This window comes from Polaromonas sp. JS666 (assembly GCF_000013865.1).
In the GTDB taxonomy this organism is placed as follows: Bacteria; Pseudomonadota; Gammaproteobacteria; order Burkholderiales; family Burkholderiaceae_C; genus Polaromonas.
The window spans coordinates 4,242,325-4,260,548 of sequence record NC_007948.1; the positions used below are offsets into that span (position 1 = coordinate 4,242,325).

The window sequence follows — 18,224 nt, forward strand, 5'->3', positions numbered from 1 at the left end:
CGTGCGCTCCGTTTTTAGAAGTGGTGCACCAATGATGATGCTTGGGGTAACTGCCCGGTATCTTAGCCACCCGCTTGCCTGCAAAATAGGGGATTGCCCCCACGCTTTTCACTTCGTGTAATGCGCTGCCCCCCGAGGGGGCTAATTTTCCTTGGGGCGGCCCGGCGGAAAATTGGTAGCCCCGCTTGATTTATTCATTTGGAAAAGTTCATGGTCACACGCGTTACCGCCCAGGCTGCTGGCAGGAAAGCCACCCAGAACGTTGAAAAAAAGGTTCAGGGCAGCGCCCGGGAAGACGTTCAGGGAGGCGCTGGCAGCGTTCAGAAAAACCTTCAGGCCAATATCAGGCGGGCCGTCTCCGGCACGCTGGGCCTGTCGGGCGAGCGCATGAGCAAGGTCGACACCGCCTGGCTGCGCATGGACAGCGCCGCCAACCTGATGATGATTGTCGGCGTGTGGCAGCTGGCGCCGGGCGTCACGTACGCCGCGGTGTGCGAGCGCATCGAGGGCAGCCTGCTCAGGTACGACCGCTTCCGGCAGCGCGTGGTCGAGGATGCGGCGGGCGCCACCTGGGTGAACGCCCGCAACTTTGACCTCGCCCGGCATGTGGTGCTGGAAAAGCTGCCGCCAGCCACCAGGACCGCGCAGGGCCACCAACAGGAAGCGCTGCAGGACCGCGTGGCCGAGCTCGCGGCCCAGCCACTGGACCGCAAGCACCCGCTCTGGCAGATCCACCTGATCGAGGACTACACCGGTGCGGATGGCGTGAAGGGCAGCGCCATGATTGTGCGCATACACCACTGCATTGGTGACGGCATTGCGCTGATCTCGGTGACGATGTCACTGGTCGACGGCGGCGCACCGCCGCCCGAGCGCCGCCAGAAGGCTGCCGGCACCGGCAGCGCGGAAGACTGGATCACCGACACCCTGCTCAAGCCGTTCACCGACATCACCGTCAAGGCGCTGGGCGCGGTGGGCGAAGGCGCAGCGCGCTCGCTGGGCCTGCTGGGCAATCCGAAAATGGGCATGGCGCAGGGCCTGGAAAAAGGCGTGAGCGGCTCGCTCGACATGGCCAGGGTGCTGCTCCAGTTGGTCTCGGACTCGGCCGCGCTGGCCCTGATGCCGGACGATGCCAAAACCCGGCTCAAGGGCAAGCCCGGCGGCGCCAAGAAGGTCGCTTGGTGCCAGCCGATACCGCTGGACGAGGTCAAGGCCGTCGGCAAGGCGCTCAGCTGCTCCATCAACGATGTGCTCCTCAGCTGTGTGGCCGGGGCGATCGGCGAATACCTCAAGACCTGTGGCGACGATGTGGCGGGCCAGGAAATCCGCGCCATGGTGCCGGTGAACCTGCGCCCCCTGGAGCATGCCCACAAGCTCGGCAACCGCTTTGGCCTGGTGCCGCTGCTGCTGCCCATCGGCATGGAGAACCCGGTCGAGCGCGTGTACGAGGTGCGCCGCCGCATGGCGGCCCTGAAGGGCAGCTACCAGCCGCTGCTGGCCTTCAGCCTGCTGGCCGTGGCGGGCCTGCTGATCAAGCCGGCGCAGGACATGATGCTCAACCTGTTTGCCAAAAAAACGACGGCCGTGATGACCAACGTGCCGGGCCCGCGCGAAAAGCTCAGGTTCTGCGGCGCCACGCTGGAGCAAAGCATGTTCTGGGTGCCGCAGTCGGGCGACGTGGGGCTGGGTGTGTCCATCCTCAGCTACGGCGGCGGTGTGCAGTTTGGCGTGATCACCGACAGCCTGCTGTGCCCGGAGCCGCAGCGCATCATTGATGAGTTTGTGCCCGAGTTTGCCAAGCTGTCCATCGTGACGCTGATGCTGCCCTGGGGCGAGTAGTCCCCAAGACGGATTTGGTGAGGGCGATTCCGGCGTCAAGGCTCCCGGGCTCTCTTGCAGCACTGTTGCTGTTTTGCGAACCGCATGCGTCGCTTCATGCATTTGATGGATGACACCTTGCCGCAACGCCTTTACATTAGATTTGCATTCATACCAAAGGAGAGAGAAAAAGTATGCGCCGTCTCGTCTGCTGCTCCAGTGTCTTTCTTGCTGCAGTTTTGGCCTTGCCGGCATGGAGCCAGGCCCCTGCTGCCGTGGAACCTGCCAGTCCTCCACTACTAGAACATATTTACCAGCAGATTGAGAAGCGAGAGCGCCCCACGCAGTTGCCAGGTCTGTCCACATCGGCAAATTCGGCGCTGGCATCCAGCTCTCTCATTGACTTCATGGGCACCCGTACCCAGTTGCGCCAACTCGGACCCAAGGCGTATCCTCTTGCGCCCAGAATTGCGGAATTGCTGGCCAAGAGCGAGAAAAATCAATACGACCTCGCCTGGATACTGTTCGAAATGACGGTTCAGGAAGACGACAGCCAAGCCACCACGAACAACGCGATCGCCAGATACAGGGCCGAGAGCGGGTTTGGGAAGCTGGCGCAACTCGCAAAGCTAGGGAAAATCCGCTCATCGGCGGTGGTGCCTGAACTTCAGGCCGCCGCAACAGATTCCGCGCCGACTACCCGCTTGATGGCTATCATCGGGCTCGCCTATGCTGGCGCTTCAGTCCCCGACAAAGCCGCTGCGACCCTGGGGAAGGCGTTGAGCGACACCGAAAAGTTCAACCGTTCAGCCGCCGCAAACTCACTGCGCCTGTTGGGTAGCCGTGCCGAAACCGCGACTCCAGCCCTGATTGACTACCTGAAGACAAGAGACAACGTGTACCAGGCAGCAGGGGCCCTGAACCTGATGCCCATAGCGGCGGTCCGGCCTGCCAAACCCGAGCTGGAAAACATCCTCGGTGACAGCAAACTGACTGAGTTTCAAAAGCGCGATGTGGTGAATTTGCTGGTACGCATGGAAAGCGAAAAATAAGCGCTTGTTTGCCGGGTAGCTCCACGGCAGGCTGCCCTGTCGGCTGCCGCCTCAAGGCGCAAAGCGGCGCGAGGCGATTTCCAGCAAGCCATCAAAAATCAGGCTGTCCACCAGTTCGTACTTGACGGACATGCTGGGCGCCATCTTCCAGCCCGCGCCGCCGGTCATGATGCACTCGGGTGGCTCGCCGCAATGGCGGGTGATGTTTTCCACCATGCGCTGCACGGCGCCGGCAATCGCAAAGGTTCCCCCACTGGTCAGCGCGTCACTGGTGTTGGTGGGAAAGTCGCGGACCTCGCCGGTCGGCACATGCAGGCCGGCCGTGCCGGATTCGAGCGCGCGCAGCATGATGCCGTGGCCGGGCAGGATGATGCCACCGAGAAATTTGCCGGAGGCGTCTATGGCTTCGACCGTCACGGCCGTGCCGACCATGACCACGATGCAGGGCTTGCTGATGCCGCGGGCCAGCAGACGATGGCGCGCACCGATCATGGCCACCCAGCGGTCAGCGCCCAGCCGCGCCGGATGCTCGTAACCGTTGGTCAGGCCGGCCTCCTGCGGGCTCGACACCACCCAGCGCGGCACCACATCCCACAGTTCCATCTGCTCCGTCACGCGGCGTTTGATCGCGTCGCCGGCCACGATGCAGCCGAGAATCCGGGTCGGCGGCGACATCTCGCTCCACTCCTCCTCGGCGAGCCTGTCGATGTTTTCCAGAAACACGGCGCCATGCGCCAGCAGTCTGGCGCCGACGGCAGGGGCCTCGTACTGGGCCCATTTCAGGCGGGTGTTGCCCACGTCAAGCGCAAGAAAGGTCATTTGGCTGGATTATGAACAGATTTGCCACACCCCGGCCGCCTGTGGATCAAAGGGTTTACCAGTAGTCAGCCTCGGAGGCATGCGCCCGCGGCGGCGCCAGGCTCAGAGGCTGAGAGTTTTTTGGTCGTGCCCGAGTAGCGCGTCAAAACGTGCCCAATCGAGGCGCAAAGCACAGCCATAGCTCGGGCTATGGCGCGCATTTGCAACAACGAGTGGGTGCGTTTTGGCGTGATAAGCGGGTATGAACAAAAGATTCTCAGCCTCTCAGATCAGGCCAAACCAGCAGGCGCGCTGAATGGCCGCCAGCTTGTTGTCGACCTTGAGCTTGGCCATGGCATTGGAGAGGTGAAAGTTCACGGTGCGCTCGCTGCAAACGAGGATGTCGCCGCTTTCGCGCGCCGTCCTGCCCTGAAAAGCCAGGCTCAGGCATTCCAGCTCGCGCGGGCTCAGCGGGCTGCGCGCTTCGGCCAGGACGCGCTTGAGCAAGGGCCAGATATTGAGTGCCGACCAGGCCAGCAGCGCCGCCTCGCTGCGGTCATGCCACTGGCGCGGGCTGAAAAGATAGCATTCGAAGGCGCGCCCCACGGTCAGCGGAAACGCGATGCGCACGACGCTCTGGTAGCCGTGGCCCAGCCAGAGCCTGCGCCAGCGGCCCAGGTTTTCGAAGGCGGACCTTGAAATATCCTGCCAGGCCACGAGCGGGGCATCCGAATCACGCCATGGGGCGCCGAAGTCCCGGCTCTCCGCCAGCGCCTCGGCCGCATCCAGCAGGCGCGGCGGGTGCAAGGCCAGTACCAGCCGGTCCTCCTGGCCGCCAAAGGGATCCGGGCCCAGCACCATCAGGGCTTCCACCGAAAACTCGCGCAGGGCACACAGCCAGTCGCTGATCACACCGTCCAGGCTGACACTGTCAAAGTTAGCAGGTAGTTGCATTCGCTCGCCTAAAACAAAACAGGGACAATACAGGCAAATGCCAAACGCATTCCTGGTCAGCCCGCAAGTTTCGCCGGAGATCTTCTGCTCTTGAGAAAAGCTCGCGTCCCGCCATGGCTTTCCCGGCATCTTATTGCGCACGGGGTGCCCTCGCCCCTGGAGCCGATTCTGCACCCATCGCCGTGGCGGCTGCGCCTGATCGGCCTGTCACTGCTGCTCGGCAACCCGCTGTTTGGCTGGATCTGGTCCAGCTGGCTGGTCCAGCCCTACGAGAGTCCCTGGCTGCGCGGTTTGATGAGCGCGCTGGGCGGGGTCCTGATGCTCCCGCCGGTGATCAGCGATCTTTCCAGTCCGGTCACGCGCGTGATCGTTCCGGTGATCACCTGGATTGAACTTCCCTTCTTCTTCAGCTGGATGTACCTCAACAATGCCGGCGGCGCGGCCTGGCTGTCGAGCATGTGCGCGATGATTCTGATTTATTACCACCTGACCGACTGGCGAATCGCGACGGCGGGAACCGTCAGCGGCGCGCTGGTGGCCTGGGGCCTGCTCAACTGGCTGCCCCACCAGAGCGTTCCCCTCGCCGGCCTCGCCAACCTCGCCAACCTCGGCGCCGTTGATGCCGTGGTGATCGCCTTCAGCTGGGGCTGCGCCATATTGCTCGGGCTGTCGTCGGCCAACCTGCGACGTGAACATCTGGCCCACACACTGACCACCATTGGCATCATGGCGCATGAGCTGCGCACGCCGCTTTCGACAGCGGCGCTGATCGGGGACGCGATCCAGCTGGAGATCGAGCGCCAGCCAGATCTCCCAAGAGCCCAGCAATTCGAAAAACTGGCCGTGCGCCTGCATGGCCTGGTGCGTCACATGAACCACCAGATCGACACCCAGATCGCCAACGCCAAGCTGCTGCAGCTGCCACGCTACGACCAGCGCATTCTGGCCAGCAAGCTGGTCAACGAGGTCACCAGCAACTACCCCTTTCAGTCCACACGCCAGCGGGAATGCGTGCAGGTACTGATACGCACCGACTTCGTATTCCGCGCTTCCTTCACGCAGTTTTCCCAGGTGCTCGACAACATGATCAAGAATGCGCTGCACTCCCTGATGGCGGCCGACTCCAAATACCCCCTTGGCGCGCTGCGCATCGAGGTCGGCGTGGCGCGCAACCGCGGCCGTATCGTGGTGGCCGACGATGGCATGGGCATTGACCCCGCCTTGCAGGCGAAGATATTCAAGCCTTTTTTCTCCAGCAACCGCGGCACCGGCCATGGCCTTGGACTGGCTTTTTGCCAACAGGTGGTGCAAAGTGCAGGCGGCAGGATTCAGGTGAAATCAGAGTTTGCCGTCGGCGCGATTTTTACCATTGACTTACCGCTGGCAGGCAGCTGATACAGGGCTGAATTTGACAACACCAAGAAACCCGACAACCATGACCTTTGCACTCTATCGCCGCCCGGGCGGCGTTGTCTTTCTGGATGATGATCCGGACTACCTCGAAATGCTGGCGGAGGTCATGCCCCCTGACTGGCACGTGCAACTGTTCCTGCGGCCGGTGGGCTGCATCGACACGCTGATGCAGGAGCCCCCCCTGTGGGAAGCGGACGCATGGCGCCAGCAGGAAATCATCAACCGCTGGCGCGAGGGCGCCGCACTGCTTCCACAAATCCTGCAGTACTGGCGTGAGGACGGCACGGCACGCTTTGCCTTCACCCGGGTATGCGTGGTGGACTATTCCATGCCGGCCATGAGCGGACTGCGCGTTTTGAGCGAGCTGACCGGCTGGTCGGGCGCACGCGTGCTGCTCACCGGCCGGGCGGACGAGCAACTGGCCGTATCGGCATTCAATCGCGGGCTGATCGAGCAGTTCATCCCCAAACAGGCCCCCGGCATCCGCCAGCGCCTGACCGACGCCATCCAGGGCCTGCGCCGCCTTCCCGATCCACGGCACCAGCAGACCTGGCGCGCCACCCTGACGCGCGAGCAGCACGCGCTGCTGTGCACCCCGTCCATCGCCCAGGAGCTGGAAAGCCTGGTGCTCAGGCAGGGCTGGGTGGAACACGTCGTGATCGGCGCGCCTTTTGGCGTACTTGCGCTGGACGCCAAAGGCCACGTGAGCTGGCTGCAGCTGGAGCCGGCCGAAAACCTGCCGGAACTCGCGGAAATGGCTGAATCCCAGGGCTGGGATGCGCCGACTGTCCAGGACATCCGGACCGGAAAAAAACTCATTGACCTCGAGTTGCAACTGGCGCTGGGCGCCAGCCAGCCACCCCAGCCCCGCCAGGCATTTGCCATCGCTTCCGAGCCGCCCCTCCTGTACGCCGCTCTTTTTTCGGTCGACGAGGCCCTCAGCCCGGGGTTCATGAACAGCCATGAGCGCTTCATAGCGACCCGGGGCGAGAGAAAACTGCAGGACTAGTACTTTGACACAGAGGTATCGGAACACAATGAAAGCGATGGATTCGGGCCCAGGCCTAGGCGCAAACCGCAGACATAGCCGTAGCTATGGCGAGGATTTGCAACGACGGCATGGGTTCGAAGGCGCGCTTTCATGTTTCGATATTTCTGGGTCGGAGTACTAGATTTCAGCCTGGCCGGCGCGCGCACGCCGCGCAATCGGCCAGTCCCAGGGTTTGACGAGCGGCGCCACTTCCCGCGCTACCTTCTCGATCCGGTCCAGCTCCGAGGCTGTCAGGCCGGCATTGAGCGTCAGCCTGACCATGGCGCGGTTGCGGCTGGTGGCCGGCGCACAGAAGATGGCACCGAACAGCTGGCGCTCCTCGAGCCGGTCGCGCAGCACCATGGTGTCCGGCTCGGTCCCGGCCTCCAGCGAAATGATCTGCTGGCTGCCCTGGTGAATCGGGTAACCCATGTCCGACAGGCTGGCACGCAGGCGCTGCGTGTTGATATGCAAGCGCTCACGCGCCTCGTCGCTGGCGCGAATGACATCCAGCGTGGCCGCCAGTCCAGCGATTTCATGGGGCAGCAGGCAGGAGCTGAAGATATTGGGATAGCTGTGGTGCAGCACGTAGTAGCGCAACTCGGCCGGCACCGTGAAGAAGCCGGCCCGCCCCGCAAAGGCCTTGGCCAGGCTGGCGGTGATGAAATGCACGCGGTCTACCAGCCCGAGCTCGGCGCACAGGCCGGCCCCCTGCGGGCCATGGGTGCCCAGCGAATGCGACTCATCAACCAGGATGGTGCAGCCGTGCTGCTCGGCCACCTCCACCATCTCCACCAGCGGGCACAGGGCGCCGGTGGTGCTGTACACAGAATCCACCACCACCACGCCAGGCCCGTTGCGGGCAATCATGCGTGAGAGGTGGGCCGGGTCGTTGTGACGAAACGGATGGGCCGGCGCACGCGCGGCACGCACACCCTCCCAGAGCGAGGTATGGGCCAGGGTGTCGAGATACACCGGCGTCTTCTCGTCGGCAATGGCCTGCAGCAAACCGACGTTGGCGGCATAGCCGGACTGGCAGATGAAGCCATCCTCCTTGCCAATCCACGCGGCCATGGAGGCCTCGAGCCGGCGGGAAGGATGCGCATCGAGCAGGAAGGCGCCCGACTGGATCACGCTGTCATTGTCGCGGCGCAAAGTGGCAATCTGTGCGCTGACGATCTCGGGATGCCCGGAGATGTTGAGGTAATCGTTGCCATCGAGCCGAATGGAGTCGGGTCCCGGGTTGCGTCCGTGCAGAATGCACTTGCCGCCCCACTGAGTGTTCCAGTGCGGCATGAACTGCTTGTCCAGACGCTCGCGCAGGCCCGGCAGCAGCGGTGGTTCACGATAGATCTTGGGGGAAAGGTCTGGCTTGCGTTCAAGAACTTGCATGGGGTCGCTCCTTGGTAAAGAAACCCCATTGAAAGCGCTATCACAAATTGATACGCCCTCTACCCTGTCAGAACTGACAGGGTGCGGCCCCAGACTGACCGTTCAGCCGATTTTTTGTTAACTATCGACCTACAGTCGAACAGAGACCAAGACCTTACTCCTGCAATTTGTGTCACAAAAAGTTGTGCTTGCGCCACGCTTTCCAGGCACCTTTTGTGCACTCCTTCACGCTCCTTCACATTCTTCGCAACGCGCCCGTCCGGCACGCCCTCTCAGTTTTGCCGCCAGGGCAAGCCCCGAAAACGCCAGCCGCCCTTGCGGCCCCGTTGCGCCTGCTCATCGGCATCACCTTCAAAGCCTTCCAGGATGTTGTAGGCCTCTATGCCCAGTTCGGTGGCGCGTTTTGCGGCCGCAATGGAGCGCACCCCGCTGCGGCACAGCAGCACGGCTTTCTTGCCGGCCGGCACCGCGTTTTTCAGGCCTTCGTCGAAGTGCGGGTTCATGGCCATGCCTGGCCACTGCTTCCAGGCCAGTGCGACGGCGCCCGGCACGTAGCCCACCCATTCGCGCTCGGCGTCGGTACGTACATCCACCAGCACGGCTTCGCCGGACTGCATCCATTGATAGGCAAGCTGTACCGGAATGTCGCCGGCATAACCCGACACGGGCCGCACCCCGGTGGACGTGGCAGCATTCGATGAGGCAACGGTAGTCATGACGCAACTCCTGTGTTTGATGTCGGTTCCCGCACGGCCCGCCCAAACGGGACTGGGCTCAGCGGGATTCAAACCAAGTTTATTCGCCCCGCGCAGACCGCGAGGGTGGCGGGGTGAAAAGCATCGTCCCGTGCGGCATGAACGCCGCTTGCGATGCAGAATCAGGCTCATCCCGAAGCCCACCGGAGACCATGATGCCCACCACCCGCCCCCGCTCCCGCGTTAGCGCCCGCGTTGCTCCCCAGTCCCTGGCCCAGCTCACGGCCCCATGGCAGCCCCCGCTGGCAGGCACGACATCTGGCGGCAAGAACGCAAGGCGGGCAAAAGGCCGCGCCATGGCTCACTTCGACCCGGCGGCCCAGCCTTTTTCCAGCGGGGACAAGCAGCGCGACAAGGAAGCGGTTGAAGCGCTGGCCGTGGAGCTCGATGAACTGCAGAACCTGTTCTATGCGGACAGGCGCCACAAGCTGCTGGTGATCCTGCAGGGCACCGACACCTCCGGCAAGGACGGCACGCTCAGAGGCGTGTTCGGCCGCATCAGCCCGCTGGGCGTGCACACCACCTCCTGGAAAGCCCCCACCGAGGACGAGCGCGCACACGACTACCTGCGGCGCATTCACCAGATGGCGCCCGGTGCCGGCGAGATTATGCTGTTCAACCGCAGCCATTACGAGGATGTGCTGGTGCCCGTGGTCAATCGCTGGATCACGCCGGCGCAGACTGCGCAGCGCTACCAGCACATCAACGACTTCGAGCGCATGCTCAGCGAGAACGGTACCGTGATCCTGAAATTCATGCTGCACATCAGCTTTGAGGAGCAGGGCCGGCGGCTGCAGGAGCGCATTGACGACCCCACCAAACACTGGAAGTTCAGCATGGGCGACCTGGAAGCACGCAAGCAATGGAAGCTGTACCAGCGCGCCTACCAGGACCTGCTGAACGCCACCAGCACGCCCTGGGCGCCGTGGACGGTGGTGCCGGCCGACTCCAAAACCCATCGCAACCTGATGATCGCTACGCTGGTGCGCAGCAGGCTGCAGCAGCTGAACCTGCGCTACCCGCCCCCCGTCCCGGGGCTGAAAAATCTGAAGGTTGACAGAAAGCTGACGAGCTCCGCGCCAGACCGGAAATCACTTTGAACCTAATTAGATGCAATCAAAGGCTTACTGTCGGTAAAAACCCTCTTCCGCGCAGCCCGTCAATCGCAAATGATCCTTAGGTAGGTAATGTTTTTAACAACAGGAGACACGTTGATGACCGATAGCAAGACCCCCCGCCGCCGCAGCCTGCTCAAGGGCGCAGCAATGGCCGCCGGTGCCGGCGCCATGTCCGCCCCCATGCTGGCGACCGCGCAAACCACCACCACGCTGCGTTTCCAGAGCACCTGGCCCTCGAAGGACATCTTCCACGAATACGCCAACGACTTTGCCAAGAAGGTCAACGACATGGCTGGCGGCAAGCTGAAAATCGAAGTGCTGCCCGCTGGCGCGGTGGTGCCTGCATTCCAGCTGCTGGAAGCCGTCAACAAGGGCACGCTGGATGGCGGTCACGGCGTGGTGGCCTACCACTACGGCAAAAACTCGGCGCTGGCGCTCTGGGGTTCCGGTCCCTCCTACGGCATGGACCCCAACATGCTGCTGGCCTGGCACAACTACGGCGGCGGCAAGGCCATCCTGGAAGAAATCTACAAGTCGCTCAACATGGACGTGGTGTCCTACCTGTACGGCCCGATGCCGACGCAACCGCTGGGCTGGTTCAAGAAGCCGGTGACCAAGGTTGAAGACATGAAGGGCCTGAAGTTCCGCACCGTCGGCCTGGCCGTCGACATCTTCACCGAGATGGGCACCGCCGTCAACCCGCTGCCGGGCGGCGAAATCGTGCCGGCGCTGGACCGCGGGCTGATTGACGCGGCCGAGTTCAACAACGCCTCGAGCGACCGTCTGCTGGGCTTTCCCGACGTGGTGAAAAACTGCATGCTGCAGAGCTTCCACCAGAGCGGCGAGCAGTTCGAGATCCTGTTCAACAAGGGCAAGTACAACGCCTTGCCACAAGAGCTGCGCTCCATCATCGACTACGCCGTCCAGGCAGCCAGCGCCGACATGAGCTGGAAGGCTGTGGAGCGCAATTCGCAGGACTACATCGAACTCAAGAAAGCCGGCGTCAAGTTCTACAAGACACCCGACGCGATCCTGCGCGCCCAGCTGGCCGCCTGGGACAAAACCATCGACAAGAAAGCCAAGGAAAACGCGCTCTTCAAGAAGGTGCTCGACTCCCAGAAAGTCTTTGCGCAGCGCGCGGGCCAGTGGCAGAACGACTACACCGTGGATTTCAAGATGGCCTATAACCACTACTTCGGCCGGGGCAAGAAAGCCTGATCGAGGCAGTGGCCTCGGAGGGGCACCTGAGGGTGCCCTTTGTTTTTTCGGGACCGCCATTCGGGCGGCGCAAGGAGTCGCAATGCAATCGTTTTTACTGGCGGTGGACCGTTTTTCCACCTGGATCGGCAAGACCTGCGCCTGGAGCGTGGTGGCGCTGACGATGCTGATCAGCTGGGAAGTGTTCAACCGCTACGTGCTCGGCCGGCCGCATGCGTGGGTGCTCGACGCGCAGATCATGCTGTACGGCCTGCTGTTCATGATGGCGGGCGCCTACACGCTGAGCAAGAATGGCCATGTGCGCGGCGACGTGCTCTATGGCTTCCTCAAGCCGCGCACCCAGGCCATCATCGACCTGACGCTTTACATCGTCTTTTTCCTGCCGGGTATCGTCGCCCTGACCTGGGCCGGCTGGACCTATGCCAACGAGTCGCTGGCGATTCGCGAGCAGACCTTTAACGCGGACCCGATCCCGGTTTATCCCTTCAAATTTGTGATCCCTTTTGCCGGCTTAGCGCTGCTGTTGCAGGGCATCGTGGAAATCATCCGCTGCATTCTGTGCATCCAGACCGGCGCGTGGCCGGTGCGGGAAGGCGACGTGGAGGAGGTGGACGTGGAAAAACTCAAGGAAATGGTGCACGTGAAAGACGACGACATCGCCGCGCTCGATCGGGATCTGGCGCTCAAGGAGAACAATAAATGAAAATTCGCAAGGAGCTCTGGTTCGGCCTGACCTTCATGGTGCTGGTGGTAGTCGGCGCCATCGGCCTGCTGCTCAGCGTAGAGAAAATAACCAACGGACACCTCGGCCTGCTGATGCTGTCGCTGGTCGTGATGGCCATCATGCTGGGTTTTCCTACGGCTTTCACGCTGATGGGCATGGGCATGATTTTTACCTGGCTGGCCTACGACAGGGACACCACCAGAACGCTGGACCTGATGGTCCAGGCGGCTTTCAAGACCATGTCCAACGACGTGCTGATCGCCATACCGCTCTTTGTCTTCATGGGTTATCTGGTCGAGCGGGCCAACCTGATTGAAAAGCTTTTCAAGAGCCTGCATCTGGCCATGGCCAGGATACCGGGCTCGCTCGCCGTGGCAACCCTGGTGACCTGTGCGATTTTCGCCACCGCGACCGGTATTGTGGGCGCAGTGGTCACGCTGATGGGGCTGCTGGCGCTGCCCGCCATGCTGCGCGCCGGCTACAGCGTGCCGCTGGCTGCCGGCGCGATCACAGCGGGCGGCTGCCTGGGCATTCTGATCCCGCCCTCCGTGCTGCTGATCGTTTATGGCGCCACGGCGGGCGTTTCCGTCGTGCAACTGTATGCCGGTGCGTTTTTTCCCGGCCTGATGCTGACCGGCCTGTACATAGGCTATGTCATTCTGATCGCCAAACTCAAGCCCCAATGGGCGCCTCCGCTGTCGGCCGCCGACCGCGTGGTCACGCTGCCCCCGCTGACGCAGAAGTTGACGGACAGCACCGCCACGCATGCGCTCACGAGCCTGTTCAGCGCGCTGAAGGGCAAGCGCAATGCCGAGGTACCACTCGGCCACATTGTGCGGCAGCTCACGATTGTGGTCCTGCCGGGCCTGCTTTTCCTGCTTGTTCTCCTGACCAGTTACCGGGCGGTCACCACGGTTGACGCCGAAGCGGTCTATGACATCCAGCAGATAGGCGCCTACAGCGCGACCGAATCTTCAGCCACCGACACCGGCGGTTTGCAGGAGCCTCCGGCAGAAGGCGGCCTGCAAGAGCCTCCTTCATCGGACGGCGTGCAGGAGCCGCCCGGCACCGCTGCTGCGCCCGCCGCACCCGCACCCGCACCCGCACCCGCGGCCGCCAGCATCGCCGAGCCACCCGCGGCCGACCAGGCCCCGGCAGCAGGCGCGAGCACCCGTGATGCGCCCACCTGGTGGTGGGTCACATTTGCCATCCTCGGCGCCCTGGTCACCCTGTTCTACCTGTTCCTGAGCTTTGCGCGGCTCGAGATCTTCAAGATGCTCCTGTCCTCGTTTTTCCCGCTGATGATCCTCATCATCGCCGTACTGGGCTCCATCGTGATGGGACTGGCCACGCCGACCGAGGCAGCGGCGATGGGCGCGCTGGGCGGTTTCGTGCTGGCGGCAGCGTACAGGCGGCTGACGCTGTCGGTGGTCAAGGAGTCGGTGTTTCTGACGGCCAAGACGTCCGCCATGGTGTGCTGGCTGTTTGTAGGCTCGGCCATCTTCTCGGCGGCTTTTGCGCTGCTGGGCGGCCAGGAACTGGTGGAGACCTGGGTTCTCGGCATGAACCTGAGCAAGACGCAGTTCCTGGTCATGAGCCAGGTGATTATTTTCATTCTGGGCTGGCCGCTGGAGTGGACGGAAATCATCGTTATTTTCATGCCCATCTTCATCCCGCTGCTCGACAATTTTGGCGTGGACCCGCTGTTCTTCGGGTTGCTGGTGGCGCTGAACCTGCAGACAGCCTTCCTGAGCCCGCCGGTGGCGATGGCCGCGTTTTACCTCAAAGGCGTTGCACCCAAACATGTCACGCTGAACCAGATATTTTCAGGGATGATTCCATTCATGGGCATCCAGATTCTGGCCATCGTGCTGTTGTACCAGTTCCCGCAGATCGGACTGTGGCTGCCGCAACTGCTGTACAAATAAGCAGCTGACGTTGCCGTTTTTGAGACCTGGGGCGCGCAAGCGCCCCTTTTTTCTGGCAGAAGAGATAAGATTGACGTTTACGTAAACGTCAACTCAGCCAAGGATCGGCACCGTCCTTGACATGCACCAGCTTCCCGGAGATCCGCATGACCGACCTGTCCGCAGAATACAAGGCCCTCGCCAGTTACCGCCCCACGCACAAGGTGCGCTTTGTCACGGCGGCCTCGCTGTTTGACGGTCACGATGCCGCCATCAACATCATGCGGCGCATCCTGCAAAGCATGGGCGCCGAGGTGATCCACCTGGGCCACAACCGCAGCGTGGAGGAAGTCGTCACGGCCGCGCTGCAGGAGGACGCACAGGGCATTGCCATCAGCTCCTACCAGGGCGGGCACGTCGAGTACTTCAAGTACATGGTCGATCTGCTCAAAAGCCGTGGCGGTGAACACATCCAGGTCTTTGGCGGCGGTGGCGGTGTCATCGTGCCGCCCGAAATCCGTGAGCTGCAGGCCTATGGCGTCACGCGCATCTACAGCCCCGAAGACGGCCAGAAGATGGGGCTGGCGGGCATGATCGGCGAGATGGTGATGCGCTGCGACCAGGACCTGACCGGCTTTGCTCCCAAGGACATCAAAGCCATTGAAGGCCATGGCGAGATGAACTGGCGCGCGCTGGCGCAACTCATCACCGCGCTTGAAAACGAGAAGGCCAATCCGGCGCTAGTGGAGGCCCTGCGGGCGCAGGCTGCCACCAAAAAGATACCGGTACTGGGCATTACCGGCACCGGCGGCGCCGGCAAGTCATCACTGACGGACGAGTTGATTCGCCGTCTGCGGCTGGACCAGAACGACCGGCTGCGCGTGGCCGTGATCTCCATCGACCCGTCCCGCCGCAAGAGCGGCGGCGCCCTGCTCGGCGACCGCATCCGCATGAATGCCATCAACCCCTGGACTGTGGCGTCTTCGCAAGCTCAAGCCGCCGGGCCGGCTTTGCCGGACGGCAGGCGGGCGGCCCCCTCGGGGGGCAGCGAACCACACGCAGTGGGGAGCGTGGGGGCTCGTGTCTTCATGCGTTCGCTGGCTACCCGCGAATTCGGCAGCGAGATCAGCAAGGCGCTGCCCGAGGTGATTGCCGCCTGCAAGGCCGCGGGCTTTGACCTGATCGTCGTCGAAACGTCCGGCATTGGCCAGGGCGATGCCGCCATCGTGCCGCATGTCGATGTGCCCATGTATGTGATGACGCCCGAGTTCGGCGCGGCCAGCCAGCTCGAGAAAATCGACATGCTGGACTTTGCCGAGTTTGTGGCCATCAACAAGTTCGACCGCAAGGGCTCGCTCGATGCCCTGCGTGATGTCTCCAAGCAGGTGCAGCGCAACAAGGAAGCCTGGACCACGCCGGCCGACCAGATGCCGGTCTTTGGCACCATGGCTGCACGTTTCAATGACGACGGCGTCACCGCGCTGTACCAGGCGCTCAAGCCGCGCCTGGCCGCGCTGGGCCTGCCGCTTGAGCAGGGCGGCCTGCCGGTGGTGGAAGTCCGCCACAGCACCAATCAGACGCCGGTGGTCCCCGCAGCGCGCACGCGTTACCTGGCCGAGATCAGCGACACGGTGCGCGGCTACAAGAAACGGGCCCGCGAGCAGGCCAGGCTGGCCCGCGAAGTCCAGCAACTGCAGGCCGCCGCCGCCATGCTCAAGGTCGACAAGCCCGATCGCGCGCCCGCCGCCGAGGCCGCGCTCGACCTGGCGGGCCAGCGCAAGGCGCGCATGGATGCCGATGCGCGGCGCCTGCTGGCCCAGTGGCCCGACATGCAAAAAGCCTATGCGGGTGATGAATACGTGGTGAAGATCCGCGACAAGGAAATCCGCACGGCACTCACCACCCAATCGCTCTCGGGCACCACCATCCGCAAGGTCTGCCTGCCCAAGTATGAAGACCACGGCGAGACGCTCCAGTGGCTGATGCTCGACAACGTGCCCGGCAGCTATCCCTACACGGCCGGCACCTTCGCCTTCAAGCGCGAGGGCGAAGACCCGACCCGCATGTTTGCCGGCGAGGGCGATGCCTTCCGCACGAATACGCGCTTCAAGCTGCTGAGTGAGGGCATGGCCGCCAAGCGCCTGTCCACCGCTTTTGACTCGGTGACGCTGTACGGTAACGACCCCGCCGTGCGCCCCGACATTTACGGCAAGGTCGGCAACTCGGGCGTGAGCATTGCCACGCTGGACGACATGAAAGTGCTCTACGACGGCTTCGACCTGTGCAGCCCCAGCACCTCCGTGAGCATGACCATCAACGGCCCGGCGCCGACCATCCTGGCGATGTTCATGAACACCGCCATCGACCAGAACCTGGAGAAATTCAGGGTCGACAACGGGCGCCAGCCCACCGACACCGAAGCCGCCAAGATCCGCGAATGGGTGCTGGCCAATGTGCGCGGCACGGTGCAGGCCGACATCCTGAAGGAAGACCAGGGCCAGAACACCTGCATCTTCTCGACCGAGTTCAGCCTGAAGGTGATGGGCGACATCGCAGAGTACTTCGTGCACCACAACGTGCGCAACTTCTACAGCGTTTCCATCAGCGGCTACCACATCGCCGAAGCCGGCGCCAACCCGATTTCGCAGCTGGCCTTCACACTGTCCAACGGCTTCACCTTCGTTGAAGCCTACCTGGCGCGCGGCATGCACATTGACGACTTCGCGCCCAACCTGAGCTTTTTCTTCAGCAACGGCATGGACCCGGAGTACACCGTGATGGGCCGCGTCGCGCGCCGCATCTGGGCGGTGGCGATGAAGGAAAAATACGGCGCCAACGAGCGCAGCCAGAAGCTCAAATACCACATCCAGACCTCGGGCCGCAGCCTGCACGCGCAGGAAATCCAGTTCAACGACATCCGCACCACGCTGCAGGCCCTGATTGCCATTTACGACAACTGCAACAGCCTGCACACCAACGCCTTTGACGAAGCCATCACCACGCCGACCGAAGAGTCGGTGCGCCGCGCGATGGCCATCCAGCTCATCATCAACCGCGAATGGGGTCTGGCCAAGAACGAGAACCCCTCGCAGGGCGCTTTCATCATCGAAGAGCTGACCGAGCTGCTGGAAGAAGCCGTGCTGCTGGAGTTCGAGCGCATCGCCGAGCGCGGCGGCGTGCTGGGCGCGATGGAGACCGGCTACCAGCGCGGCCGCATCCAGGACGAGTCGATGCACTACGAGATGCTCAAGCACACCGGCGAGCTGCCCATCATCGGCGTCAATACCTTTCGCAACCCGCATGGCGAAGTGGTGCAGGACAAGCTGGAGCTGGCGCGCTCGACCGACGAAGAAAAGCAGAGCCAGCTGAAAAGGCTGGAAGCGTTCCACCAGCTCCACGCCAGCGAATCACCGGCCATGCTCAAGCGCCTTCAGCAGGCCGTGATTGAAAACCGTAACGTGTTCGAAGTGCTGATGGAGGCCGTGCGGGTCTGCTCGCTGGGGCAGATCACCAATGCGCTGTTTGAGGTGGGCGGGCAGTACCGGCGCAATATGTGAGCGGGCGCAGGCCGGAGTTCGCGGCCAAATTTGCTATTTTTCAATAGCACAAGGCACTGACAGCTCCTGGGCCGGAGGCATCCATGCCTGCTGATTTTTCAAGCGGCGCACGCCGCTGAAGTCATGGCTGGCCTCCTGGCAGCCACCCCTCTGCGCAATCTCCCCGGCAGCGGCCAAAAATAAAGCCGGGCTCCTGCACTGGGCAGAAGCAACCGGCTGCTAGCCTGTTAACCAGACCTCAGGAAGACCGGGAGGGCTTAGCCGCCCTTTTTGGGGCGCTTGCCAGGGTTCTTCTTGCTGCGGGTAGCGGTACCGCGCTCCAGGCTGACCTTCTGGCCACGGCCAGAGGTGAGGGTGTAGCCTTTGGGGGGCACGGGTTTGGGGGCGCAGATGTCGGCTTCGACTTTGATTTTTTTAGGCATGGAAGACTCCGGTTAAAAATGGCTGAACCTGCAATTTTATGCCACCCTGCGGCAGGGCCCGGAAGC

At 62.8% G+C, this 18,224-nt stretch carries 14 protein-coding genes; 9 read left to right on the forward strand and 5 right to left on the reverse strand.

Annotated features, from left to right (window positions below; genetic code table 11):
• The first annotated feature begins 210 nt into the window (after window positions 1–210).
• Together BPRO_RS20190 and BPRO_RS20195 are read left to right on the forward strand one after the other, a co-directional pair.
• Entirely contained in the window at window positions 211–1,839 is a 1,629-nt protein-coding gene (locus BPRO_RS20190; protein ID WP_041390088.1) for a wax ester/triacylglycerol synthase family O-acyltransferase, read from the forward strand.
• 173 nt (window positions 1,840–2,012) lie between these two features.
• Window positions 2,013–2,870 carry a HEAT repeat domain-containing protein gene (locus BPRO_RS20195; RefSeq protein ID WP_011484926.1) on the forward strand — a complete coding sequence of 286 codons (858 nt, stop codon included), beginning with the start codon at window positions 2,013–2,015 and terminating at the stop codon, window positions 2,868–2,870.
• Window positions 2,871–2,921: 51 nt separating this feature from the next.
• Here the strand turns inward: BPRO_RS20195 and BPRO_RS20200 are convergent, their stop codons facing one another.
• Entirely contained in the window at window positions 2,922–3,689 is a 768-nt protein-coding gene (locus tag BPRO_RS20200) for a type III pantothenate kinase (RefSeq protein WP_011484927.1), read from the reverse strand.
• 264 nt (window positions 3,690–3,953) lie between these two features.
• Window positions 3,954–4,622 carry a helix-turn-helix transcriptional regulator gene (locus tag BPRO_RS20205; protein WP_041388973.1) on the reverse strand — a complete coding sequence of 223 codons (669 nt, stop codon included), beginning with the start codon at window positions 4,620–4,622 and terminating at the stop codon, window positions 3,954–3,956.
• Window positions 4,623–4,712: 90 nt separating this feature from the next.
• Between BPRO_RS20205 and BPRO_RS20210 the strand changes: the two genes are divergently transcribed.
• Together BPRO_RS20210 and BPRO_RS20215 are read left to right on the forward strand one after the other, a co-directional pair.
• Window positions 4,713–6,017: a sensor histidine kinase gene (locus tag BPRO_RS20210; RefSeq protein WP_011484929.1), complete on the forward strand. Its 1,305-nt coding sequence runs from the start codon at window positions 4,713–4,715 to the stop codon at window positions 6,015–6,017.
• A 40-nt stretch (window positions 6,018–6,057) separates the two neighbouring features.
• Entirely contained in the window at window positions 6,058–7,044 is a 987-nt protein-coding gene (locus tag BPRO_RS20215) for a response regulator (RefSeq protein ID WP_041388974.1), read from the forward strand.
• A gap of 159 nt (window positions 7,045–7,203) precedes the next feature.
• Here the strand turns inward: BPRO_RS20215 and cqsA are convergent, their stop codons facing one another.
• Together cqsA and BPRO_RS20225 are read right to left on the reverse strand one after the other, a co-directional pair.
• Window positions 7,204–8,457, reverse strand: coding sequence for an alpha-hydroxyketone-type quorum-sensing autoinducer synthase (cqsA, locus tag BPRO_RS20220; RefSeq protein WP_011484931.1), 1,254 nt, complete (start codon window positions 8,455–8,457; stop codon window positions 7,204–7,206).
• Window positions 8,458–8,729: 272 nt separating this feature from the next.
• Window positions 8,730–9,173: a rhodanese-like domain-containing protein gene (locus BPRO_RS20225; protein WP_011484932.1), complete on the reverse strand. Its 444-nt coding sequence runs from the start codon at window positions 9,171–9,173 to the stop codon at window positions 8,730–8,732.
• A gap of 194 nt (window positions 9,174–9,367) precedes the next feature.
• On the opposite strand from BPRO_RS20225, the gene BPRO_RS20230 reads away from it, so the two are divergent.
• From BPRO_RS20230 to icmF, 5 genes are all read left to right on the forward strand, one after another.
• The gene (locus BPRO_RS20230) at window positions 9,368–10,312 is read left to right on the forward strand and encodes a PPK2 family polyphosphate kinase (RefSeq protein WP_011484933.1); all 945 of its coding nucleotides are present in this window, start codon (window positions 9,368–9,370) and stop codon (window positions 10,310–10,312) included.
• Between the two features lie 114 nt (window positions 10,313–10,426).
• Entirely contained in the window at window positions 10,427–11,548 is a 1,122-nt protein-coding gene (locus BPRO_RS20235) for a TRAP transporter substrate-binding protein (protein WP_011484934.1), read from the forward strand.
• 82 nt (window positions 11,549–11,630) lie between these two features.
• Window positions 11,631–12,251, forward strand: coding sequence for a TRAP transporter small permease subunit (locus BPRO_RS20240; RefSeq protein ID WP_011484935.1), 621 nt, complete (start codon window positions 11,631–11,633; stop codon window positions 12,249–12,251).
• Window positions 12,248–14,200: a TRAP transporter large permease gene (locus BPRO_RS20245; protein WP_011484936.1), complete on the forward strand. Its 1,953-nt coding sequence runs from the start codon at window positions 12,248–12,250 to the stop codon at window positions 14,198–14,200. The genes BPRO_RS20240 and BPRO_RS20245 overlap by 4 nt, the downstream gene beginning before the upstream one ends.
• 146 nt (window positions 14,201–14,346) lie before the next feature.
• Window positions 14,347–17,736, forward strand: a complete 3,390-nt coding sequence (gene icmF, locus BPRO_RS20250) for a fused isobutyryl-CoA mutase/GTPase IcmF (protein ID WP_041388975.1) — start codon at window positions 14,347–14,349, stop codon at window positions 17,734–17,736.
• Between the two features lie 257 nt (window positions 17,737–17,993).
• On the opposite strand, the gene BPRO_RS30175 is transcribed toward icmF, so the two are convergent.
• Entirely contained in the window at window positions 17,994–18,158 is a 165-nt protein-coding gene (locus BPRO_RS30175) for a hypothetical protein (protein WP_198140952.1), read from the reverse strand.
• Between the last annotated feature and the right edge of the window lie 66 nt (window positions 18,159–18,224).

Coding starts and splice junctions, on each gene's coding strand:
- BPRO_RS20190 (WP_041390088.1), top strand. CDS start 211: ATGGTCACACGCGTTACCGCCCAGGCTGCTGGCAGGAAAGCCACCCAG.
- BPRO_RS20195 (WP_011484926.1), top strand. CDS start 2,013: ATGCGCCGTCTCGTCTGCTGCTCCAGTGTCTTTCTTGCTGCAGTTTTG.
- BPRO_RS20200 (WP_011484927.1), bottom strand. CDS start 3,689: ATGACCTTTCTTGCGCTTGACGTGGGCAACACCCGCCTGAAATGGGCC.
- BPRO_RS20205 (WP_041388973.1), bottom strand. CDS start 4,622: ATGCAACTACCTGCTAACTTTGACAGTGTCAGCCTGGACGGTGTGATC.
- BPRO_RS20215 (WP_041388974.1), top strand. CDS start 6,058: ATGACCTTTGCACTCTATCGCCGCCCGGGCGGCGTTGTCTTTCTGGAT.
- cqsA (WP_011484931.1), bottom strand. CDS start 8,457: ATGCAAGTTCTTGAACGCAAGCCAGACCTTTCCCCCAAGATCTATCGT.
- BPRO_RS20225 (WP_011484932.1), bottom strand. CDS start 9,173: ATGACTACCGTTGCCTCATCGAATGCTGCCACGTCCACCGGGGTGCGG.
- BPRO_RS20230 (WP_011484933.1), top strand. CDS start 9,368: ATGCCCACCACCCGCCCCCGCTCCCGCGTTAGCGCCCGCGTTGCTCCC.
- BPRO_RS20235 (WP_011484934.1), top strand. CDS start 10,427: ATGACCGATAGCAAGACCCCCCGCCGCCGCAGCCTGCTCAAGGGCGCA.
- BPRO_RS20240 (WP_011484935.1), top strand. CDS start 11,631: ATGCAATCGTTTTTACTGGCGGTGGACCGTTTTTCCACCTGGATCGGC.
- BPRO_RS20245 (WP_011484936.1), top strand. CDS start 12,248: ATGAAAATTCGCAAGGAGCTCTGGTTCGGCCTGACCTTCATGGTGCTG.
- icmF (WP_041388975.1), top strand. CDS start 14,347: ATGACCGACCTGTCCGCAGAATACAAGGCCCTCGCCAGTTACCGCCCC.
- BPRO_RS30175 (WP_198140952.1), bottom strand. CDS start 18,158: ATGCCTAAAAAAATCAAAGTCGAAGCCGACATCTGCGCCCCCAAACCC.